The organism is Kitasatospora sp. NPDC002040, assembly GCF_040296785.1.
Lineage (GTDB): Bacteria > Actinomycetota > Actinomycetes > Streptomycetales > Streptomycetaceae > Kitasatospora.
In genome coordinates this window covers 20,013-39,865 of record NZ_JBEOXV010000010.1, presented here as the reverse complement: position 1 = coordinate 39,865, position 19,853 = coordinate 20,013, and the positions used below count along the sequence as shown (strand labels likewise).

The 19,853-nt window shown below is 71.8% G+C and carries 23 protein-coding genes; 10 read left to right on the top strand and 13 right to left on the bottom strand.

Annotation, left to right across the window (positions count from 1 at the left end):
• Nucleotides 1–43: 43 nt before the first annotated feature.
• The 3 genes from ABT118_RS21620 to ABT118_RS21610 all read left to right on the top strand — a co-directional run bounded on the left by ABT118_RS21620 (nt 44) and on the right by ABT118_RS21610 (nt 2,146).
• Nucleotides 44–658 (top strand): GNAT family N-acetyltransferase, encoded by a 615-nt coding sequence (locus tag ABT118_RS21620; protein ID WP_350671303.1) that lies wholly within the window; start codon nt 44–46, stop codon nt 656–658.
• Nucleotides 659–738: 80 nt separating this feature from the next.
• A complete protein-coding gene (locus ABT118_RS21615; RefSeq protein ID WP_350671301.1) occupies nt 739–1,755 on the top strand; it encodes a zinc-binding dehydrogenase in 1,017 nt (338 codons plus the stop codon).
• 28 nt (nt 1,756–1,783) lie between these two features.
• Nucleotides 1,784–2,146 (top strand): MerR family transcriptional regulator, encoded by a 363-nt coding sequence (locus tag ABT118_RS21610; RefSeq protein ID WP_350671299.1) that lies wholly within the window; start codon nt 1,784–1,786, stop codon nt 2,144–2,146.
• A 32-nt stretch (nt 2,147–2,178) separates the two neighbouring features.
• Here ABT118_RS21610 and ABT118_RS21605 read toward each other — a convergent pair whose 3' ends face one another.
• Nucleotides 2,179–2,703 carry a GNAT family N-acetyltransferase gene (locus ABT118_RS21605; RefSeq protein ID WP_350671297.1) on the bottom strand — a complete coding sequence of 175 codons (525 nt, stop codon included), beginning with the start codon at nt 2,701–2,703 and terminating at the stop codon, nt 2,179–2,181.
• Nucleotides 2,704–2,720: 17 nt separating this feature from the next.
• Nucleotides 2,721–3,284: a YbaK/EbsC family protein gene (locus ABT118_RS21600; RefSeq protein WP_350671293.1), complete on the bottom strand. Its 564-nt coding sequence runs from the start codon at nt 3,282–3,284 to the stop codon at nt 2,721–2,723.
• Between the two features lie 80 nt (nt 3,285–3,364).
• Between ABT118_RS21600 and ABT118_RS21595 the strand changes: the two genes are divergently transcribed.
• The gene (locus ABT118_RS21595; RefSeq protein WP_350671290.1) at nt 3,365–4,876 is read left to right on the top strand and encodes a hypothetical protein; all 1,512 of its coding nucleotides are present in this window, start codon (nt 3,365–3,367) and stop codon (nt 4,874–4,876) included.
• A gap of 21 nt (nt 4,877–4,897) precedes the next feature.
• Here the strand turns inward: ABT118_RS21595 and ABT118_RS21590 are convergent, their stop codons facing one another.
• The 4 genes from ABT118_RS21590 to ABT118_RS21575 all read right to left on the bottom strand — a co-directional run bounded on the left by ABT118_RS21590 (nt 4,898) and on the right by ABT118_RS21575 (nt 7,805).
• Nucleotides 4,898–5,740: a hypothetical protein gene (locus ABT118_RS21590; RefSeq protein ID WP_350671288.1), complete on the bottom strand. Its 843-nt coding sequence runs from the start codon at nt 5,738–5,740 to the stop codon at nt 4,898–4,900.
• Nucleotides 5,741–5,794: 54 nt separating this feature from the next.
• Nucleotides 5,795–6,400 (bottom strand): mycothiol transferase, encoded by a 606-nt coding sequence (locus ABT118_RS21585; protein ID WP_350671285.1) that lies wholly within the window; start codon nt 6,398–6,400, stop codon nt 5,795–5,797.
• Between the two features lie 138 nt (nt 6,401–6,538).
• The gene (locus ABT118_RS21580; protein ID WP_350671282.1) at nt 6,539–7,354 is read right to left on the bottom strand and encodes a sulfite exporter TauE/SafE family protein; all 816 of its coding nucleotides are present in this window, start codon (nt 7,352–7,354) and stop codon (nt 6,539–6,541) included.
• A 214-nt stretch (nt 7,355–7,568) separates the two neighbouring features.
• Nucleotides 7,569–7,805: an EF-hand domain-containing protein gene (locus ABT118_RS21575; protein ID WP_350671278.1), complete on the bottom strand. Its 237-nt coding sequence runs from the start codon at nt 7,803–7,805 to the stop codon at nt 7,569–7,571.
• A gap of 347 nt (nt 7,806–8,152) precedes the next feature.
• Here ABT118_RS21575 and ABT118_RS21570 point away from each other — a divergent pair, with 347 nt between their 5' ends.
• On the top strand, nt 8,153–8,479 hold the full coding sequence (locus ABT118_RS21570) for a hypothetical protein (protein ID WP_350671275.1): 327 nt from the start codon (nt 8,153–8,155) through the stop codon (nt 8,477–8,479).
• Between the two features lie 84 nt (nt 8,480–8,563).
• On the opposite strand, the gene ABT118_RS21565 is transcribed toward ABT118_RS21570, so the two are convergent.
• The 4 genes from ABT118_RS21565 to ABT118_RS21550 all read right to left on the bottom strand — a co-directional run bounded on the left by ABT118_RS21565 (nt 8,564) and on the right by ABT118_RS21550 (nt 10,691).
• Nucleotides 8,564–8,785, bottom strand: coding sequence for a hypothetical protein (locus ABT118_RS21565; protein WP_350671273.1), 222 nt, complete (start codon nt 8,783–8,785; stop codon nt 8,564–8,566).
• 461 nt (nt 8,786–9,246) lie between these two features.
• Nucleotides 9,247–9,402 (bottom strand): hypothetical protein, encoded by a 156-nt coding sequence (locus tag ABT118_RS21560; RefSeq protein WP_350671271.1) that lies wholly within the window; start codon nt 9,400–9,402, stop codon nt 9,247–9,249.
• Nucleotides 9,403–9,518: 116 nt separating this feature from the next.
• Nucleotides 9,519–9,911 carry a lipocalin/fatty-acid binding family protein gene (locus tag ABT118_RS21555; protein WP_350671269.1) on the bottom strand — a complete coding sequence of 131 codons (393 nt, stop codon included), beginning with the start codon at nt 9,909–9,911 and terminating at the stop codon, nt 9,519–9,521.
• A gap of 126 nt (nt 9,912–10,037) precedes the next feature.
• Nucleotides 10,038–10,691 carry a histone-like protein gene (locus ABT118_RS21550; protein WP_350671266.1) on the bottom strand — a complete coding sequence of 218 codons (654 nt, stop codon included), beginning with the start codon at nt 10,689–10,691 and terminating at the stop codon, nt 10,038–10,040.
• Nucleotides 10,692–11,119: 428 nt separating this feature from the next.
• On the opposite strand from ABT118_RS21550, the gene ABT118_RS21545 reads away from it, so the two are divergent.
• Together ABT118_RS21545 and ABT118_RS21540 are read left to right on the top strand one after the other, a co-directional pair.
• Complete coding sequence (locus tag ABT118_RS21545; RefSeq protein WP_350671264.1) at nt 11,120–11,518, top strand: RCC1 domain-containing protein; 399 nt, start codon at nt 11,120–11,122, stop codon at nt 11,516–11,518.
• A gap of 196 nt (nt 11,519–11,714) precedes the next feature.
• Entirely contained in the window at nt 11,715–12,335 is a 621-nt protein-coding gene (locus tag ABT118_RS21540; protein WP_350671261.1) for an alpha-ketoglutarate-dependent dioxygenase AlkB, read from the top strand.
• A gap of 7 nt (nt 12,336–12,342) precedes the next feature.
• Here ABT118_RS21540 and ABT118_RS21535 read toward each other — a convergent pair whose 3' ends face one another.
• The 3 genes from ABT118_RS21535 to ABT118_RS21525 are packed head-to-tail and all read right to left on the bottom strand — an operon-like array spanning nt 12,343 to nt 15,390.
• Nucleotides 12,343–13,176, bottom strand: coding sequence for a carbohydrate ABC transporter permease (locus ABT118_RS21535; protein ID WP_350671260.1), 834 nt, complete (start codon nt 13,174–13,176; stop codon nt 12,343–12,345).
• A complete protein-coding gene (locus ABT118_RS21530) occupies nt 13,173–14,072 on the bottom strand; it encodes a carbohydrate ABC transporter permease (RefSeq protein ID WP_350671257.1) in 900 nt (299 codons plus the stop codon). The genes ABT118_RS21535 and ABT118_RS21530 overlap by 4 nt, the downstream gene beginning before the upstream one ends.
• A gap of 1 nt (nt 14,073) precedes the next feature.
• Nucleotides 14,074–15,390, bottom strand: coding sequence for an extracellular solute-binding protein (locus ABT118_RS21525; protein WP_350671255.1), 1,317 nt, complete (start codon nt 15,388–15,390; stop codon nt 14,074–14,076).
• Nucleotides 15,391–15,568: 178 nt separating this feature from the next.
• On the opposite strand from ABT118_RS21525, the gene ABT118_RS21520 reads away from it, so the two are divergent.
• From ABT118_RS21520 to ABT118_RS21510, 3 genes are all read left to right on the top strand, one after another.
• Entirely contained in the window at nt 15,569–16,351 is a 783-nt protein-coding gene (locus ABT118_RS21520) for an IclR family transcriptional regulator (protein WP_350671253.1), read from the top strand.
• 317 nt (nt 16,352–16,668) lie between these two features.
• Nucleotides 16,669–18,414 carry an ABC transporter permease gene (locus ABT118_RS21515; protein WP_350671250.1) on the top strand — a complete coding sequence of 582 codons (1,746 nt, stop codon included), beginning with the start codon at nt 16,669–16,671 and terminating at the stop codon, nt 18,412–18,414.
• 19 nt (nt 18,415–18,433) lie between these two features.
• Complete coding sequence (locus ABT118_RS21510; protein ID WP_350671247.1) at nt 18,434–19,843, top strand: ABC transporter ATP-binding protein; 1,410 nt, start codon at nt 18,434–18,436, stop codon at nt 19,841–19,843.
• Nucleotides 19,844–19,853: the final 10 nt, after the last annotated feature.

The following is a 19,853-nucleotide window of genomic DNA, read 5'->3' as shown; positions in this document are numbered from 1 at the left end:
GGTGTGACTCCGCACACCTTCCCACGTCACCCGGGATGATCTGATGACCAGTCACCAGCCCTACCAGGTACGCCCGGCCCGGCCCGCCGACCTGCCCGGCGCCCGCACCCTGATGCTCGACACGTTCTACCGGGAGTTCGGCTACGGCTACGTCCCCGCCTGGCACCAGGACGTGGTCGACCTCGGGGCGACCTACCTCGACCACCCCCGGCACGCCCTGATCGTGGCCACCGGACCGGACGGCGAGGTGGTCGGCACCACCGCCCTGCACTCGCGCGGCCCCGCACATCCGCCGCACCCGCGCTGGCTGGCCGAGCGCTACCCGTCCGGGCTGACCGCGCAACTCGTCCGGGTGTACGTCCGCGACGGACACCGCCGGCACGGACTGGCCCGGCGGATGGTCGCGCTGGCGACGGAGTTCGCCGCCCGGGACGGCGGGTACCAGCACCTCTACCTGCACACCAACGTGGACATCCCCGGCGCCGAACCCTTCTGGCGCAGCCTGGCCACCGAGGTCTGCGACGCCCGCAGCACCGGCGAGCACGGGCCCGGTGTGGCCACCGTGCACTTCGAGATCCCGCTCGGGCCACCCGGGGCACCCGGGACGTCCGGGGCATCCTTCCGACCGGCCGGAGAACTGGCGGGCCTGCAGGTGTAGCCGCGCCGCCCCGCTTGACCCTGACCCGCGCGTCAGGGGTTAGCTTCACGGCTCCCGTACCGAACAGGAGCCGTCGCGCGATGAGTCCGAACCTTCCCCAGCGCACCCGTGCAGTCCGCCTGTCCGCCGTCCCCGAGGGGCTGCCCGAGGCACACCACTTCGAACTGGTGCAGACACCGCTGCCCGCCCCCGGCGAAGGTGAAGTGCTGGTCCGGAACCGGTACTTCTCGGTCTTTCCCGGCCTGCGGACGCTGATCGGCGGCGAGGTCGACGGCGTCCCGCTGCCGCCGCTGCGGCCCGGTGACACGCTCTTCGGACCCGCCGTCGGCGAGGTGCTCGACGGCGCGCTGCCCCCGGGCACCCTGGTCTCGCACTACGCGGGGTGGCGCGAGCACGCGGTCCTGCCCGCCGGTTCCTTCGCCCTGCTCGATCCGGCACTGCCCGATCCGGCCGCCCAGCTCTCGATGGGCGAGGCCGCGTACGGCGCCCTCACCCGGCTGGCCGAAGTCCGGCCCGGCGACACGGTGCTGGTGACCGGCGCGGCCGGCGGAGTGGGTTCGCTGGCGGGCCGGATCGCCCGGCTGCTCGGGGCCGGACGGGTGATCGGCAGCACCTCCTCAGCCGCGAAGGGCGACCGGCTGACCGGCGAACTCGGCTACGACGCCGCCCTGTTGCGGGACTCCGGCACGCCGTTCGGGGTCCAGCTGGCCGAGGCGGCGCCGGACGGGATCGACGTGCTGGTGGACAGCGTCGGCGGCGAGCAGCTCGCGGCGGCCGTCCTGGCCGGCCGGGCCGGGGCCAGGTTCGCCCTGGTCGGCGCGGTCTCCGGCCAGTTCGCACCGGACCGGGCGGGCGGTAGCGCCCCGGCCGTCCTGGACACCTTCCGGATCGTGGTCAACGGGATCTCGCTGCGCGGCTACCGGGGCAGTGAACACCCCGGGGTGGCGGCGGAGTGGACAGCCCGGTTCGGCGGCTGGCTGCGCTCCGGCGAGATCACCTTCCCGCACACCGTGCTGCCGGGAATCGAGCGGGCACCGGGCGCGTTGCGGGAACTGATCGACGGACGCCATGTCGGCGCCGTGCTCGTCGGGTTGTAGCCCGTCGAAGGCAGGGGGAGCAACGGGGATGCGGATCGGGGACGCGGCAGCGGCAGCGGGCACCACGCCGAGGGCACTGCGCTTCTACGAGCAGCGCGGGCTGCTCGCCCCGGCCCGCTCCGCCTCCGGTCAACGCGAGTACGGGCCGGTCGAGTTGGACCGGATCCGGGCGATCCGCAGCCTGCTCGCGCTCGGCCTCACCGTCGAGGACGTCCGCGGCTGCGCCGACAAGCTCCACCTGCTGGTCGGCGACCCGCCCCCGGTCTGCCCGTCGGCAGGCCCGCCCTCCCCCGCCGCCCGGGTGGTGGACCGGCGGCTCGCCGTCCTGGACGCCGAGATCGCCCGCCTCACCCGGCTGCGGGACACCCTGGCGCAGCGGACCGGGTCCTGACGGTCCGGCGGATCTTTTCTGAACCTCCGCCGCTACTGCCAGGTGGAGTCCGAGCGCAGCACGCTGTAGCCCACGCCGTCGTGCCACCCGCCGTCCCGGTACGCGATGCTGCGCAGCACGCCCTCGCGGCTGAACCCGGCCCGCTCCAGCACCCGTTGGGCCGCGATGTTCTCCACCTCGGTGGCCGCCTCGACCCGGACCAGCTGCGTGTGCGCGAACAGGTAGCGGACCAGCTCGCGCATCGCGCTCGCGCCGAGGCCGCGCCCCCGCACCGAGGGCAGCAACGAGATCCCGGTGTTCCAGCAGAACGAGCCGCGCCAGCACATCACCTTCCGCCAGGACACGAACCCGGCCGGCTCCCCGGCGGCCAGCACCATCAGCGTGCCGCCGTCCTCGGTCAGCATCCCGTTCTCGTGCCACTGGCGCCGCCAGCGGGTCGGGTCCGACCAGCCCTGCCACTGGAACGTCCCGGCGGCTTCGGGATCGGTGAGGAACGGGTCCAGCAGTGGGAGGTCGTCCTCCCGCACGGGCCGCAGCGTGACGGTCTCTTCGCTCATGCCGCCACCCTAGACCGCTACCCCGCCAGCCCCTCCAGCACCTGGGCCCCCGGCAGTTGCGCCAGCAGCCGGCCCGGCAGGATCAGCTTGCCCCGCCGACGCCCACTGCCCACCAGCACGAACGGCGCCGCCACCACGGCCGCGTCGATCAGCAGCGGCCAGGCGGCCGGCAGCCCGACCGGGGTGATGCCGCCGTACTCCATTCCGGTCTCCGCGACGGCGGTCTCCATCGGCGCGAAGGACGCCTTCCGCGCCCCCAGGTGCTTGCGGACGGCGGTGTTGACGTCCACCCGGGTCCCGGCCAGCGCAAGGCAGGCGGCCAGGGTGGTCTCGCCGCCGCGCTTGGCCGCGATCACCACGCAGTTCGCGGACACCTCGGGCGCGACGTCGTACGCCTCGCAGAACACCGCCGTGTCGGCCCGCTCCGGATCGGTGTCGACGTACAGCACCGACTCGGCGGCCCCGGGCACGTCCCAGTTCTTCAGCGCGTCCGCCACCGGCCCGACCAGGACGTCGTCCAGGGCGTGGGCGGCGAAGGCGGTCTCGAAGTTCCCGAACGGGGCGGGCAGGCGGTCGGTCATGGCGGTGGAGCCTTTCGAGGTCGGGCGGGCCGATGGGAAATCCACGGGCCGCTGGAACACCCTTCAGGCAGGATTCTGCCGTGGATCGCCTGCTGTACGGACTCGCCGCCAACCCGAACCTGCCGCCCCACCTGCTCGACCGGCTGATCGCCGGCGCCGGGCCCGAGGTCCTGGCCGCGCTCGCCGACCGTCCGGACCTGAGCCCGGCCCAGGCGTCCGCACTGGCCGCCCGCGACCAGGGCGCGGCACTCCGGCTCGCGTACGCCGGGCTGCTCGCCCCCGACGGGGTCGACCCAGCCACACAGCCCTCGACCGCGCTCGCCCTGCTCGACTCCGGTACCGGACTCCCCTCCTGGGCAAGCCGGTTGGCAGTGGAGCCGGACGTCGAACACCGGGAGCGGCTGGCCGCCTGCCCCGGCCTGCCGGCCGACGTGGTGGCACGGCTCGCCGTCGATCCCGAGGTCCGGGTGGTCACCGAGCTCGCTCTCCGGACCACCGCCGAGGCCGCCGCCCGGCTGGCCCGGCACCCGCACGCCGAGGTGCGCCGCGCGGTGGCCGGCAACCAGGCGACGCCCTCGGCCGTGCTGGCGGCGCTGCTCAGCGGCGACGGCCTGCCACCCGCGCGGTGGTGCCGGGTCTGTGCCCAGGAGCCGGTCCCGTTCGAGCACGACCCGCACTGCCCACGGGCCGCCTGCGAGCTGCTCCCCGGCGACGCCTGCGACGGCGACCACCGGTCCACCGTGCACGCGATCCAGCTCGCCGCCGTGGGCAACCCGGCCACGCCGCCTGCGGCCATGGGCCGGTTCGCCACCCACCCGTCGGCGCTGCTGCGCCACGAACTCGCGGGCCGGGTGGACCTGTTGGCGGAGACGTACCGTCAGCTCGCCGACGACGCCATCCCCTGGGTGCGCGGCGCACTGGCCGCGAACCCCGCGATCGACGAGGCGCTGATCCGTCGCCTGGCCGAGGACGACGGCCACGACGTACGCCGCCGGCTCGCCCACCATCCCCGGCTCCCGCTCGACCTGCTCGCCCGGCTGGCCGACGCCGTCAGGATCGGCCCGGTGCTGCTGCCCCGGATCGCCGATGCCACCGCGGACGAGGTCAACCAGCTGGCCAGCAGCGGGAGTCCGAACCTCCGGATGCTGGTGGCCCAGCGACGTGACCTGCCGGACCCGATCCGGGACGCGCTGGCCGACGACCCCGACGTCAAGGTGGTCGGCTCGATCGCGGCGCACCCCGGCCTGTCCGGGACCCGGCTGCACGCCATGGTCGACCGGCACGGGGACCGGGTGGCCGCTGCGGCGGCGGCCAACCCCGAGGCCCCGCCCGACCTCCTGACCCGGCTGGCCCGGCGCGACCCGCCGGCCCGGAAGGCGCTCCGGGCCATCGCCGAGCACCCCCGCGCGACCGGCCCGGCACTGCTGGTCTGCCTCACCGACCGGCGGGCCCGACTCCCGGCCGCCCGCCACCCGGCGCTGCCACCGGGTGTCCTCACCGCGCTGCTCACCGGCGATGACGAGGAGTTGGCGGAGGCCGCCGCCGCCAACCCGGCGCTGCCGGTCGCGGCGATGGCCGGCCTGGTCCCCTGACGCCTGTCGTCACCCTCCGCCTCAGACCGCGTTCATCGGCCAGTACGCGAGGGCCTTGTCGTCCGAGAGCTTGCCCCTCGGGGCGTGCCGGGCGTCCGGGTCCTGCTGCTCGAAAGCCTCGATCGCCTCCAGCACCTGCTGCGGGTGGCCGGACCGGCAGGTCGCGGCGATCCGGGGCCAGGTGAGCAGGCCGTAGTCGTCGACGGCGCTGCTCACTCCGTCGGTGGCGAGCAGGAGTTCGCCGATCTCCTCGGCCGGCCAGCCGGCGGTGACCGCGTGCTGCCCGGCCGTCGGGTCGGTGGCGGCGATCCAGTAGCCGCCCGGCCGGTTGACCACCGTGTGCTGGTACTCCCGGAGTTCGCGCAGGATCTCCCCGTGCCGGTCGTCGAAGCCGTGGCCCGCCCGGAGCCGGGCCCGGTACTCCGCGGCCTGCGGCCGGGCGTCGATCAGCTCGGCCAGGCGGTCGTCGCGCAGCTCCCGCACCCCGCCGTCCCGCAGCAGGGCGACCACGGGGCTGTCCCCGAGCACCGCCGCCTCCACCAGCCCGGCGGACCGGTCCAGCCGGGCCACCGCGACGGTCGCCGCCGCACTGCCCTCGGCGATGTCGTGCTCCCGGACCAGGCCGGCGATCGCCGCCGTGATCACGTCCCGCAGCGGGACGGCCGGCCCCTCGGTCAGCAGCCCCGCGATCCGCCCGCCCAGCTCCCGGGCGTACCAACCGCCGTACGGGGTCTCCCCGGTGACCGTCGAGACCCCGTCCAGCACCACCACCGCATCGGGCAGCGTCAGCACGACGTCCTCGGTCGGCCGCCGGGCACTCCCGGGCAGCTCACCGGTCCGGACGGTCGAGGCGGCAGAGGTCACGACGGGCTCCAGGTCTGACGGGCGGACACTTCCCCCGAACAGTACGCCCGCCGGTCAGTCCCCCCGTCCGGCCTCCTGCGCCACCTGCGCCTCCTTCGCCACCTGCTCCAGCCGGTCGCGGTACTCCGCCCACCAGGCCGGGTCGGCGGGCGGCAGGTTGTCGTCCGCGCTGCGCTGGCCCACGGCGCCGTCGATGAGTTCGCGGACCACGTCGGCGTGCCCGGCGTGCCGGTGGGTCTCGGCGATCATGTGGACGAGGACCCGGCGCAGCGTCAGTTCGCTGCGCCGCCCCCAGGGCACCCGGCCGACCGCGTCGAGGTCGAGCGCCTCGATCGTTCGGTCCGAGTGGGCACAGGCACGGCGGTACAGGTCGACGATCTGCGCGCTGGTCTCGTCGGGCCCGGCCCAGAAGTCCGCGTTCGGCTCGGCCTCGCCCGCGATCCACAGCCCCGGCCCGTCGAACGGCCGCCCGAAGGTCTCGCCGAAGTACGCCGACTCGGCGCCGGCCAGGTGCTTGACCAGCCCGACCAGGTTGGTGCCGGTCGGCGTCATCGGACGGCGCAGGTCGTACTCCGACAGTCCGTCCAGCTTGAACAGCAGTACGTCGCGGGCGTCCTGCAGGTAGCTCCGCAGGTCTGCCTTGGCATCGGTTCCGGTCATACGGGCAGTCTGCCGACGCCCCGGCCACCCGGTCATCCCCTTTGACTGTTCGCCTAGTTGGCGGGACCTGTTCACGGCGGTAGGCGAATCCGAGCCCGCTCCTCCGTGCGGTCCCATCGGAGAAGGCGAGGTCCGGGCTCAATCGTGCCGGGCGAGCTTGACCGCGGAGACGAGCAGGATCACGGCGAGCGCCGGGATGAGGACCACGTCCGGGAACACCCCGAGCAGCAGCCCGCCCAGGACGGCCCCGGCGATCGAGCCGGCGGCCATCACGGCGGTGAAGCGGACGTTGGCGCGCAGGACGGCGAAGCTGCCGTCGCGGCTGTAGCGGGCGAAGGCGACCAGCATGGTGGGCAGCGAGACGAGCAGGGAGAGGCTGCCGGCGGTCTTGATGTCGACGGCGAAGAGCAGCACGATCGTGGGGATCAGCAGCTCGCCCCCTGCCACGCCCATGATCGCCGCGACCACGCCGATGCCGAACCCGGCCACCACCCCGCTCGGGATCCGCGCCCACGGAGGCAGGGAGAGGCCGTCGAGGTCGGCGGTGTGGGTGAGCACCAGGGCGGCGGCCATCAGCACCATCAGGGCGGCGAGCACCTTGTAGAGGGTGGCCGAGCGCATCCGCACCGCCCAGGACGCCCCGGCCCAGGCCCCGAGCAGGCTCCCCGCCAGCAGGTTGACCGCGGCGGGCCAGTGTGCGGCGACCTGCGAGGCGGGCACCGCCGCGAGCCGGGCGGGCAACGCGGTCAGCACCACCACCAGGCTCATCGCCTTGTTCAGGATGACCGCCGACAGGGCGGCGAACCCGAACAGGCCGATCAGCAGCGGGAGTCGGAACTCCGCCCCGCCGAGCCCGATCATCCCGCCGAGCACCCCGATCGCCGCCCCGGCGGCGAACACCACGGGCACCGGGTGAGTGGAGCGGACGGGAACGAGGTCGGTGTCCATGGCCATGGCGGGCATCCTCGCGGGACTCGGCCCCCGCGCGCTACGTCAGATCCCACAGAACGGCACCAGCGGTTGGAGCTTGGCGACGGCCTGGCGAGGCGGCTCCCGGCGTGGCTCGCACGAGGGCCGACGCGCAAGCGGGTGAGGGGCGGTCGGGACACGATGTCCCGACCGCCCCTCACCGTGCCGGACTCGTCCGCCCGGATCCGACCGGCGTGGATCAGAGCGCGAGGAGGGCCTGCCTGAGCTCCTCGGCGGTGACCGTGCCGTCCCCATCCTTGTCGGCCCGCGCCCCTATGCCCTTGAAGGTCTCCTTCGCCAGCTGTCCGTAGGAGCCCAGCTGAGCGGAGATCGCCTGCATCATGTCCTCGGCCTCCTGCACGGTCATCGGGCCGGTGATCTGGTCCGCCAGGTGCTGCGCGACGGACTCCTTGAACTCCTGCTCCAGGTCTGCCATGTCCCGCCCCATTTCGTACGTCCGTTTGAGCTGTGCCGGGGCGAGCCAACCACATCAATGATCGTTTCGGCAGGGCTTCTGCTGGAGCCGCCGGGCCACTCGGCGGATACGCCCACCGCAACCACGGCGAGGCTCCAGGCGGGCGAACCGTCGGTGTACGGGTCCGAGGTGCCCGCCACCGTCAGCCGCAGGGGTTGTGCCCGGTGTTGTCCGGCGGGTGGGCCGTCCTGTCGCGCGACACAACGGGCGTGTCGAGAAGGAACGTTTATCCGGTTTCTGGCCTTCTAAGGTTATTTCGCACTGATCGTCCGGTACCGGCAGGTACCCGTCCCCAAAGGGCCAGTCCTATGCGTCTTCGTCAGGCCGCCGTCACCACCGTCGGCGTCTTCGCTCTGCTGCTCTCAACCCCCTTGCCCGCGAACGCCGCCGCCGGCGACTTCCTGTACAGGACTGGCGCCGGTGCCAAGTCCGGGATCGCCGACCCGAAGAGCGGCGTCTGCATCGACCTCGAAGGCGCCACCGAGGACTCCCCCGCCCACTCCCCGGAGAACTTCACGGACTCCACCGCCACCGTCTTCCTCGAGTCCGAATGCAACGGCGACACCTACTACGTCATGAAGCCCGGCAAGAGGCTCGGCACGAAGCTCAAGCTGCGCTCCGTCATCTTCTCCTGACGACCGGTCCCTGGTTGGGGAGCGCCACGGTGGCGTTCCCCAACCAGGGCCTCGGCCCGGTGGCCTCCGTCGGCGTGCGACAGGCTACGAGAGGATGACCGAGCGGAACCTGGTGAGGATGCTGAGCTTCTTGCCCGGGTTGGCCACGGTGCAGATGTCACCTTCGCAGTCGAACTCCGCGAAGTCCGTGGCGGTGGAGTCGGTGAAGTTCTGCGGGGCCATGGCCGGCTCCAGCGGGGTGGCCCCGTCCACGTTGATGCACACGCGGTTGTCGGGGTCGGCCAGGACGTTGCTCCGGCTGCCCAACAGGCCGTACCTGCAGTGGAATTCGCCGGTGCGTCGGCGGCGTCGGCCGAGCTGGGGACAGCGACCAGGAGCGCGAGGACGCCGAGGGCGGCGACACCCCATGCCATCGGCCCCTCGCGATCTGACCCACAGCAGACGCAACTGGACGGGAGCGTCCCTGCTTTCGCACCCTGCGGCCGGGGCTGCCCGGCTGGGCACGGTGGGGTCCCGATCGGCGTAGCCCGTCACCGCAGGTGGGGCGATGATGCCCTGTCAGACATCGACTCTCGGTGGGACGGACCAGGTGTTCGCCCGCCCTCGCTGGACCCCGGGCCGACCGGCAGGCAGTGGGGTGGAGACGTCGGCAGACGAGGTGGCGGCAAGATCGAGCCGCGGCGCCCGATGGCGATCCTGGTGACAGCGGGGAGGTGGTGTTGCGGCAGGTCCACTCACCTGGCGGACGTGCCGCAACGCCGGTCCTTCTAGCGGGGCTCGCCGGTGATGGGCAGGTTGATGATGGCGTCCGCCTCGACGTCACCGTCGATCGCCGCCCGCTCGACCTCGGCGGAGCCCGAGAGGGTCAGCGCGATCACGTTGAGCTTGGGGTTCTGGTCGTCAGTGGAAGGCGTTTCGGGCACGGAACTCTCCGATCATGGACGGCAACACGGAGCAACAGTGTGTCAGCCAGGCCCGCACCGAAGCATGGAGGTCGCGACCTCCGACCCCGGCCGGACCTCAGCGGGGTGGTGCTGGGTCAGACCCGCTTGTAGCTGCGCTTGGAGACGACGCCGTCGGCTTCGAAGGTGGCTTCGAGTCCGTCGGCGGTGAAGGTTCGGGTGATAGTGGCGATCAGGCCGTCCAGGTGCTGCTGCTGGACCAGCTTGTTGCCGTCGCGGACGATCGTGGTCGGGACCTTCCGGCCGTCGTCGGTCTCCTCGGCGAACTCCTGGCCGAGGGTGAAGGCGAGGGTGATGGTCTTGAAGGTGGTGGTGGTCTTCAGGGTGAAGGCGTCGCCGTCCTCGGTCAGCTCCACTGTCGGCTTCGAGGAAGCCGCCAGTTTCCGGGTGGCGAATCCGACTCCCACCGCCTTCAGGTACTCCTCGAAGTTGTCGCTGCTGGTCATCTCGTACTTGCCGGCGAAGCTCATTGATCCCCTTTGCCAAGTGATGCGGGTCGGTGGCCGGGCCGCTCGTGCGGGCCGCTGCCCGTGCGCTGTTCAATAGCGATGGTCCGCAGCCGAGCCCGGTCCAAGCCCGGCGGACGGGAAGTCCTACTACGCCTTGGCGGGCACCTGCTGCCGCAGGGCGTCCTTGATCCGGGTGTCGGTCTCCGTCTTGAGGCCGCCGCGCAGGAGAATCCCGGTCGCCCCCAGGACGTCCTCTCCGGTGACCGTCTTGCGGTCGGCCTGCTGGGCCAACTCGCCTGCCAGGCCGGCGAGCTCGTCCACGTACGCGCTGGCGATGCCGCTGAGCGCGTCCGCGGCGTTGCTGGAGATCTGCAGCTTGCGCGCCTTCACGACCTGGCGGACCGCGCTGCCGTACTCGTGGGCGGAGTCGGCCGCGCTGTCCCCGCCGTTCTTGACCTTCTTGCCGGCGGACCCGGTCTTCGTACCCGCCGAGGGGAGCCGGGGCGGGGGCACCACCTGTACGAGCCAGTTCGCACCGACGGCGCGCAGGTCGGTGTCGCCGGTGATCGCCCGGCTGATGTACCGAGGGAGGATCTTCTGCTTGCCGTCGGCCAGGGCCGCGGACTGCGCACCGTCGACGACCTTCCCCAGCAGGTACACCGTGGCCGTGGCCACGGCCACGGTGGCGCCCTTGTCGGCGCTGAGCCTGGTCTTCTTCTTGACGGCCTGCTGGACCAGGGAGAGCCGCAGCGGGGCGGCCGCCTGGCCGGCGACCGGCGCGGTGGGGGCGGAGGTGGGCATGGCGGAAAGCTCCTTCTCTCTGACGTCTGACCGGACTCCCGCCAGGATTCGAAGAGCCGCTCGGCCGAGTCAGTCTGACCGGCCATCAGAAGATCGACATCAGAATCCCGAAGATCGACACCGACCGGCCGACGACCGTGTAAAGGCCTCCCGAGCGAGTGGGACCCGTTCACGGCAGACGGCGGATTCGCTCCGCGAACCGTGCGACCGCTCGCGACAGGTGACACCACCGGCGGATGTTGAGCAGGCACGATGCCTCGCCCTGGTCGCGGCAGTCGGCACCATCTGGTCATCGCCGTTGGCACCTCCTCACGTTGGGCGGCCTACCTGTCACCGACACCGAACTGTCTCAAGGCTCACATGAGCCGTCGCTGTCGATCATGATGAACTGACCAGCAGTCAACTGTTCGCCGGATCAGGGAGAGTTCATGGCAACCAGAAGCATCGCCAGCACTTCAACCGCCTTCGCCGCAGTGCGTGCTGACGGAAGTGTCGTGGCATGGGGTAACCAGAATGACGGCGGGAGGCTTCCGGAGGAAATCAGCGGACTCAAGGATGTCGTCCAGGTCTCCAGCACCAAGTCTGCGTTCGCCGCCCGGCGCGCCAATGGCATGGTCGCGGTATGGGGAAACCCGGGCGCCGGCGGCAGTCTTCCCGAGGCCGTCGCGGGCCTGGACGACGTCGTTGAGGTGGTGGGCAGCGACTCTGCCTTCGCCGCCTTGCGCAGCAACGGAACCGTCGTGGCATGGGGAAACGGGGATGCTGGAGGGTACGTGCCAGCCAACGTCGCCGCCATAACTGACATCGCCGTTGGCGACCGGGACTGACCGGTCCGATCGGCGAGGAGCCCCGGTCCGTGAGGATCGGGGCTCCTCTGCGCTCAGACGTCTCCGCAGCATCGGTGTCAGTCACCACGACCAGGTGACAACCATCGCGACCGATCACATCCCCTTGCTCCGCCAGGGGCAGGCCCTGCGGATATGGATTAGAACATCTTTTCGATTCAGGGCGTACGCTGGTGCCATGCACTTCCAGGGATCACTGCTGAGCACCGACCGCCCCGAGCTCGGGCCCCTCACCGGGGTGCGCCGGACGGCGCTCGGGCGCGGGGCCTGGGTGGACGTGCTGCCGGGGTGGGTGCGCGGGGCGGACGTGCTGTTCGAGCGGCTGGCCGACGGGGTGGAGTGGCGGGCCGAGCAGCGGGAGATGTACGAGCGGGTGGTGGCGGTGCCCCGGCTGCTGGCGTACTTCGGGGTGGGCGAGGCGCTGCCCGATCCGGTGCTGGAGCAGATGCGGGCGGCGCTCGGCGGGTACTACGCGCGCGAGCTGGGCGAGCCGTTCGTGACCGCCGGGCTCTGCCTCTACCGGGACGGGAACGACAGCGTGCCCTGGCACGGCGACCGGATCGGGCGCGGGCGGTCGGAGGACACCATGGTGGCGATCGTCTCGGTCGGCGAGCCGCGCGCGCTGGCGCTGCGGCCCGCCGGCGGGGGCGGGGAGACGGTCCGGTACGCGCTCGGGCACGGGGACCTGCTGGTGATGGGCGGCTCCTGCCAGCGCACCTGGGAGCACGCCGTCCCGAAGACCGCCCGCGCGGTCGGACCCCGGATCAGCATCCAGTTCCGCCCGCGCGGGGTGAACTGAGCCCGGCTCAGTCCTTGACCGCACCTCCCAGCCCCGAGACCAGGTGGCGCTGGACCAGCACGAAGAAGAGCAGCACCGGCAGCGTCATCAGGGTGGAGGCGGCCATGATGCCGCCCCAGTCGTTCTCGTCCGGCTTGAAGAAGACCAGCAGGGCGGCCGGCAGCGTCTGGTGGTCGGTGTCCAGGATCAGCGTCTTGGCGAAGACGAAGTCGTTCCAGGACGTGATGAACGAGAACACCGAGGTGGCGGCCAGGCCGGGCGCCACCAGCGGGAAGACGATCCGCCACAGCACGGTGAACCGGCTCGCACCGTCCAACCGGGCCGCCTCCTCCAGGGATTCGGGCACCGCGGCGACGAAGCCGCGCAGCATCCAGATCGCGAACGGCAGTGAGAAGGCCAGGTTCACCAGCATCAGCGAGCCGAGCGAGCTGAGGCCCAACCCCGGTGCCACCGTGCCGAGATCGCGGACCAGGAAGAACAGCGGGATGGTCAGCGCCTCGATCGGCACCATCTGGGCGACCAGGAACATCACCAGCACGGTGGTGCGGAACCGGAACCTGAACCTGGTCAGCGCGACGGCCGCGAGGAAGGCGACCCCGGCCGAGAGCAGCACCACCACGACCGCGACCAGCAGGCTGTTCAGGAAGTACCGGCCGAAGCCGCTCACCCCGAGCGCGTCCCGGAAGTTGTCCAGGGTGGGCGCCCAGGTCCACGGCCTCGGGTCGGCCGAGGTCAGCTCGCCGTCCGGCTTGAGGGCGGACAGCACCATCCAGTAGAGCGGGAAGACGGTGACCAACCCGGCTGCCACGACAAGGGAGTTGGCCAGACGGTTCGGTTTCACAGCTCCTCCCCGGAGCGACGCAGGGCGCGGATGTAGAGGGCGGTGACGGCGAGCAGGATCAGCGTCATCAGGACGCCGATCGCCGCGCCGAGGCTGTAGTCGGAGGAGGCGAAGGCCTGCTGGTAGGCGTACACGTTGAGGACCAGGTTCTGTCCGGCGATGCCGCCACCGGTGGTCATCACGTAGATCTGGGTGAACACCTTGAAGTCCCAGATCACCGACTGGATCACCACGATCACCAGCAGCGGCCGGAGCATCGGCAGCAGCACCAGCCGCGCGGTGGCGAAGGCGGAGGCGCCGTCCAGCTTCGCCGCCTCCAGTACCGAGACCGGGATCGCCTGGATGCCCGCGTACAGGGTGATCATCACGAACGGGAAGGAGTGCCAGACCACCACCGCGCCGACGATCACGAACGCGGGCCACTTGTCGTACATCCAGTTGTGGCCGGTGGTGCCCAGGATCTCGTTCACCAGACCGGAGTTGGTGTCGAGCAGGAACATCCAGACGGTGGAGCCGGTCATCGCCGGTGCGGCCCAGGCGCCGAGGGCGGCGAACATCAGGAACAGCCGTGAGCGGCGGCCGGCCCGGGTCAGCAGGACGGCGAGCGCGCCGCCCACCGCGAGGGTGGCCAGCACGCAGCCGCCCGCGAAGACCAGGGTCTGCAGCAGCACGTCCCAGAACTGGCGGTCCCCCAGCAGCTGGGTGTAGTTGGCCAGGCCGGCGAGGGTCGCGGGTACGCCGCCGGAGGCCTGCGGCTGGCCGAAGTCCAGCACCGAGAGCAGGCCGAGCTGGTACATCGGGTACCCGAACAGCGGCACCAGGACCAGCGCGGCGGGCAGCAGCAGCCAGACGGGTGCCGGAACTCGCCTGCGCAGCAGGACGATCGGGCCCGGCACCTTACTTGGCCCCGAGGGCGGCGTTCATCGCGGTGGCCGCCTCGGCGGTGGCGGCACCCACGTCGGCCTTGCCGGTGATCACCTTCTGCAGCATCGTCGGCACCACGGCCTGCGCGTCGATCTTCGCCCAACCCGGGTGCTTGGGAACGAACTTGGTACCGGCCGCGATGGTGTCGGTGAACGGCTTCAGCCACGGGTCCCGGGCGCTCACCTCGGCCCGGGCGGAGGCCAGCGTGGGCAGCGTGCCCATCGCGTCGAACAGGGCCAACTGGTGCTTCTTCCCACCCAGCGTGGTGAGGAAGTCGACGGCCAGCGAACGGTGTTGGGAGGACTTCATGATCCCGAGGTCGTTGCCGCCGGAGAACGCCGGGGCGATCGAGCCGGCCGCCACACCCGGCAGCGGGACCACCGCGTACTTGCCCTTGACCGCACCCGCGTCGACCGCACTGCGCGAGGAGTTGGGCAGGATCGCCATCCCCGCCGTGCCGGAGGCGAACGCCTCGACCGTCTTGCCGCCGGTCAGGTCCGCACAGCGCTGGGCCGGACAGATCCCGTCGGCGAACAGGTCGGTGTACGCCTTCACCCCGGCCTGCGCACCCGCCGCGTTCACGGTGGCCGCGTAGACGCCGTTCTGCTGGGCGGCCAGGTCGCCGCCGTTGGCCCAGACGAAGGGCAGCGCGCCGAAGGTGTACTTGCCGCCGACCGCGATCCCCAGCAGGTCGGGCTTGCCGGCCCGGACCTTCTTCGCCGCGTCCAGCAGCCCGTCGTAGCTGGTGGGCGGGGTGAGGCCCAACTCGGTGAAGACGTCGGTGCGGTAGTACAGCGAGCGGACGGCGATCCACCACGGCAGGCCGTACGCCTTGCCGTCCACGGTGGCGGTGTCGCGCAGGTCCTGCGGGAGGTCCTTGCCCTCGGCCCAGCCGGACAGGTCGGCGGTCAGGTCGGCCAGGCCGCCGGCCGCGACGTAGCCGAACAGGTCGGTGTTGCCGAACTCCACCACGTCCGGTGCGCTGGCCGGGTCGTTGAAGGCGCCCTTCATCTTCTCGGCGCGCGGCCCGGCATCGGTCGGGATGTAGCCGACCTGCACGTCGGAGCCGGGGTGGGCGGCCTTGAAGTCGGCCACGGCGGCGGCCACCACCTTCTCCTTCGGCGCCCGGTTGGCCTCGTCGTAGAGCCAGACCTTGAGCGTGCCGCTGCCCTTGTCCGCGGTGCCGGTGGTGGAGGCGGTGCCCGGGGCGCAGGCGGCCAGGACGATGCCGGACAGGGCCACCAGGGCGGCCCGGCGGAGCGGCCGGGAGACGGAGCGGGAGAGCTTCACGGGGTACCTCCTCGAAACGAAGGGCAAGTGAGCGGTGACGGTAGGAAGCCGTCCGGGGCGGCGGCAAGACGGTTCGGCGAATGTTGTGCAGTGCAAAACTGTGTGCTGCGGAACTGGCCCCGGGCGGCGCAGGAGTCGTAACGTCCGATCATCTGTTCACCGACGAATGGGGTCAGGCGTGCCCGAGGTGCCGCCGCGGAACCAGTCCGCCTCGCTGCGCCGTGCGCTGGCAGTGCTGGAACACGTCCGGGACCACTCCGGGGTGGCCGCCGGGCTGTCGCTGACCTCGGTGGCGGAGTCGCTCGGACTGGCGAAGAGCACCGTGCTGCGACTGGCCGAGCCGCTGGTGGAGGCCCAACTCCTCAGCCGGGACCGGGAGTCGGGCCACTTCCGGCTCGGCCCTGGGTCGCTGATGCTGGGCCAGGCGTACCTGGTCGGGCTGGACCTGAGGACGGTGGCGGCCGAGGAGTCGCACCGGCTGATGCACGAGGTCGGCGGCACCGTGCACCTGTGCGTGCCGGACCCGCCGCACGTGGTCTACATCGACAAGGTCGAGAACGAGACCGCCGTCCGGATGGCCTCCCGGATCGGCAGCCGGGCGCCGATGTACCGCACCGCGGTGGGCAAGGCGATGCTGGCCTGGCTGCCGGAGGACGCGTTCACCGCGGTGGTGGCGGCCGGCCTGCCGCCCAGCACCACCCGCACGCTCACCGAACCGGCCTCGCTGCGAGCCGAGTTGGCCCGGATCAGGACCAGGGGCTACGCGGTCGACGACCGGGAGAACGAGCCCGAGGTGCGCTGCGTGGCCGCGCCGGTCTTCGACCACACCGACACCGTGACCGGGGCGCTCTCGGTCTCCGGGCTGACCTCGCGGATCACCGCCGCCCGGGTCCGGGTGCTCGGCCCGGCGGTGGCCGCCAGCGCGCTGCGGGTGTCGCGGGCCCTGGGAGCGAGTCGCTGATCACCTTATTTGCGTCGTGACGCAATAAAGGTGCAGACTCGGGGGGACGGAAGAACATCCGGCCAGTTCGCTGTGCCGTACCGGAGAGGAGGCAGCCATGAACGCGGAACCCCCCAGTCGCCTGCACTGCCTCCGCCCCGCCGGTGGCCGCTGACCGCCTGCCCGGTTCCCCCGGTTGCTGCGGTCGGCCACTGAGCTCTCCTTTTCCGTAACTCTCCGCACCGGCCCACGCCGGGCCTCCCCCGCCGTCGGCACGCCCGGCGCCGACCGGGTGCCCCGGCGTGCGCACCCGTGCGGCCGGAGGTCTTTTTCTCGTGATGTCGTTCCGGACACAGCACACCCCTGCCCGCGCCGGCCGCCCCGTCCGCGGCCCGGGCAGGTTCTCCTGGGTGGACCTGGTGGTGGCCGCGGCCGTCCTGGTCCTGCTCTACACCGCCCTTCGGGTCGGCCGGGGGACCACGGTCTCCTTCACCCCCGACGAGACCCTGTCGATCAGCACCGACCCCTCGCAACTGCCGTACGACGCGGCCCGCAGCCTGCTGCGGATGTTCGTGGCACTGGCCGCCTCGGTGGTCTTCACCTTCCTCTACGCCTACGCCGCCGCCCGCAGCCGCCGGCTCGAACGGGTACTGATCCCGGCCCTGGACATCCTCCAGTCGGTGCCGGTGCTCGGCTTCCTGACCATCGCGGTGACCGGCTTCATCGCGCTCTTCCCGGGCTCGCTGTTCGGCCTGGAGTGCGCGGCGGTCTTCGCCATCTTCACCTCGCAGGCCTGGAACATGACCTTCGGGTTCTACCACTCGCTGGTCTCACTGCCGGGCGAACTCGACGAGCTGTCAAGGTCGTTCCGCTTCACCCGGTGGATGCGGTTCTGGAAGGTCGAGCTGCCCGCCGGGGCGATCGGGCTGGTCTGGAACGGGATGATGAGCTTCGGCGGCGGCTGGTTCTTCCTGGTCGCCTCCGAGATGATCAGCGTCGGCAACCAGGAGTACGCCCTGCCGGGCGTCGGCTCCTACGCCGGGGCGGCGATCGCCGACGGCGACCTGGGCAAGGTCGGCTGGGCCATCCTCACCATGGCGGTCATGGTGATCGGTGTGAACTTCCTGTTCTGGCGGCCGCTGACCGCCTGGGCCGAGCGGTTCAAGAACGAGCAGTCGGAGCGCGGCGAGGTCCAGCGCTCGCTGGTACTGGACTTCCTGCGGCGCTCCAACTGGCCCCGGGTGCTCGGCCGTTGGCTCCGTCCGGTCGGCCTGGCCTGCTCCCGGGCCGGGCGGGTGTTCGGAGTGGACGACCGCCCGCTGGTGGTCGACCGCGCCCGGCGCCGGACCGGCGACGTGGTCTTCGCGGTGCTGGCCGGCGGCCTGATCCTCTGGGGCCTGGTCGACCTGGGCCGCTACCTCGACTCCCGTACCGGGCTCGGCGTCTTCGGCGAGCCGCTGCTGCTCGGACTCGCCACCCTGGCCCGGGTACTGGTGCTGACCGTGCTGGCCACCCTGGTCTGGGTGCCGGTCGGGGTGCTGATCGGCTTCTCGCCGAAACTGACCCGGATCGCCCAGCCGGTGGTGCAGGTGCTGGCCAGTTTTCCGGCCAACTTCCTCTTCCCGCTGGCGGTCTGGTTCTTCCTCAGGACCGGGCTCTCGATCGACGTCGGCGGCATCCTGCTGATGGCGCTCGGCGCCCAGTGGTACATCCTCTTCAACACCATCGCGGGCGCCATGTCGATCCCGACCGACCTGCGCGAGGCGATGGACGACCTCGGCGTCCGGGGTTGGCAGCGCTGGAAGCGGCTGATCATCCCCGGCATCTTCCCCTCCTACGTCACCGGCGGGATCACCGCCTCCGGCGGCGCCTGGAACGCCTCGATCGTCTCCGAGGTGGTCACCTTCGGCGCCACCACCCTGACCGCCACCGGCCTCGGCGCGTACATCGCGCAGGCCACCTCGGACGGCGACTTCCCGCGGCTGCTGGCCGGGGTGGCCGTGATGAGCCTCTACGTGGTCACGCTCAACCGCCTGGTCTGGCGCCGGCTGTACCGGCTCGCCGAGACCCGCTACTCGCTCTGAGACCCCCTGGAGTTCCACCATGAACCTGAACACCCTGCGCAAGTTCCGTACCCCTGCCCTCCGGACCTCCGGGCACGTCCGGCCCGACCGCGCCGTGGACGGCCAAGTCCTGCTGGAGACCGTCGGGTTGACCAAGTCGTACGCCGGCGCCGACGGCGAGCTGCCCGTGCTCGGCGGGATCGACCTGACCGTCCGGGCCGGTGAAGTGGTCGCCCTGCTCGGCAAGTCCGGCTCCGGCAAGTCCACCCTGCTGCGCTGCCTGGCCGGCCTGGTACCGGCCAGCTCCGGCACCGTCTCGTACCGGGGCCGGGCCCTCAACGGCGCCAACCCCGGTACCGCGATGGTGTTCCAGAACTTCGCCCTGCTGCCCTGGCTGACGGTCCAGCAGAACGTCGAGCTCGGCCTGGAGGCCCAGGGCTGGAACGCCCCCGACCGGGCCGAGGCCGCCCGGCAGGCGATCGACCTGATCGGCCTGGACGGCTTCGAGTCCGCCTACCCCAAGGAGCTCTCCGGCGGCATGCGCCAACGGGTGGGCTTCGCAAGGGCGTTGGTGGTCGAGCCGGACGTCCTGATGATGGACGAGCCGTTCTCCGCCCTCGACGTCCTGACCGCGGAGAACCTGCGCGGCGAACTGATGGAGCTCTGGGAGTCCGGACAGTTCCCCACCCGGGCCATCGTGCTGGTCACCCACAACATCGAGGAGGCCGTCCTGCTGGCGGACCGGATCGTGGTGCTCGGCTCCCGCCCGTACGGCACCGTCCAGGCCGTCTTCGAGGTCGACCAGGACCGCCCGCGCGACCGTACCGCCCCCGCCTTCGAGGAGCTGATCGACCAGGTCTACCGGACCATGACCGGCCGCCCCAAGGAGACCCGGACTCCCGGCCGTTCCACCGCGGTCGACCGCCCCACCCCCGCCAACACCCCGCTCCCCACCGCCAGCGTGGACGGCCTCTCCGGCCTGGCCGAACTGGTCGCCCACGCCGGCGGCCGCTGCGACCTCGCCGACCTGGCCGACGACCTCGGCCTGGAGGTCGACGACGTCCTGCCCCTGGTGGACGCCCTCGACCTGCTCGGCCTGGCCGCCGTCGGCGGCAACGACCTGGTCCTGACCGAGCGCGGCACCGCCTTCGCCCGCGCCGACGTACAGACCTCGAAGACCATCTTCGCGATGGCCGCGATCGGCGTCCCCCTGGTCCAGCTGATCACCAGCAGCCTCCGGCAGAACCCGACCGGCACCCTGCGGGCCGGCTTCTTCCGGGACGTCCTGGCCCACCACTTCACCAGCGTCCAGGTGGAACGGCAGCTGGAGACCGCCACCGACTGGGGCCGCTACGCGGAGCTGTACTCCTACGACGCCGAGCCGCAGGAGTACCGCCTTGACGAGAACGGCCTGCTCGGCCGCCAGGACGACGAGCCCCAGCAGGGGTGACCCGGCCCGG

What these genes read in the sequence shown, in the direction of transcription:
- ABT118_RS21575 (WP_350671278.1), bottom strand. Translation starts at nt 7,805, where the DNA reads ATGGCAGACCTGGAGCAGGAGTTCAAGGAGTCCGTCGCGCAGCACCTG.
- ABT118_RS21615 (WP_350671301.1), top strand. Translation starts at nt 739, where the DNA reads ATGAGTCCGAACCTTCCCCAGCGCACCCGTGCAGTCCGCCTGTCCGCC.
- ABT118_RS21510 (WP_350671247.1), top strand. Translation starts at nt 18,434, where the DNA reads ATGAACCTGAACACCCTGCGCAAGTTCCGTACCCCTGCCCTCCGGACC.
- ABT118_RS21550 (WP_350671266.1), bottom strand. Translation starts at nt 10,691, where the DNA reads ATGCCCACCTCCGCCCCCACCGCGCCGGTCGCCGGCCAGGCGGCCGCC.
- ABT118_RS21555 (WP_350671269.1), bottom strand. Translation starts at nt 9,911, where the DNA reads ATGAGCTTCGCCGGCAAGTACGAGATGACCAGCAGCGACAACTTCGAG.
- ABT118_RS21610 (WP_350671299.1), top strand. Translation starts at nt 1,784, where the DNA reads ATGCGGATCGGGGACGCGGCAGCGGCAGCGGGCACCACGCCGAGGGCA.
- ABT118_RS21605 (WP_350671297.1), bottom strand. Translation starts at nt 2,703, where the DNA reads ATGAGCGAAGAGACCGTCACGCTGCGGCCCGTGCGGGAGGACGACCTC.
- ABT118_RS21545 (WP_350671264.1), top strand. Translation starts at nt 11,120, where the DNA reads ATGGCAACCAGAAGCATCGCCAGCACTTCAACCGCCTTCGCCGCAGTG.
- ABT118_RS21620 (WP_350671303.1), top strand. Translation starts at nt 44, where the DNA reads ATGACCAGTCACCAGCCCTACCAGGTACGCCCGGCCCGGCCCGCCGAC.
- ABT118_RS21580 (WP_350671282.1), bottom strand. Translation starts at nt 7,354, where the DNA reads ATGGCCATGGACACCGACCTCGTTCCCGTCCGCTCCACTCACCCGGTG.
- ABT118_RS21540 (WP_350671261.1), top strand. Translation starts at nt 11,715, where the DNA reads ATGCACTTCCAGGGATCACTGCTGAGCACCGACCGCCCCGAGCTCGGG.
- ABT118_RS21570 (WP_350671275.1), top strand. Translation starts at nt 8,153, where the DNA reads ATGCGTCTTCGTCAGGCCGCCGTCACCACCGTCGGCGTCTTCGCTCTG.
- ABT118_RS21585 (WP_350671285.1), bottom strand. Translation starts at nt 6,400, where the DNA reads ATGACCGGAACCGATGCCAAGGCAGACCTGCGGAGCTACCTGCAGGAC.
- ABT118_RS21600 (WP_350671293.1), bottom strand. Translation starts at nt 3,284, where the DNA reads ATGACCGACCGCCTGCCCGCCCCGTTCGGGAACTTCGAGACCGCCTTC.
- ABT118_RS21515 (WP_350671250.1), top strand. Translation starts at nt 16,669, where the DNA reads ATGTCGTTCCGGACACAGCACACCCCTGCCCGCGCCGGCCGCCCCGTC.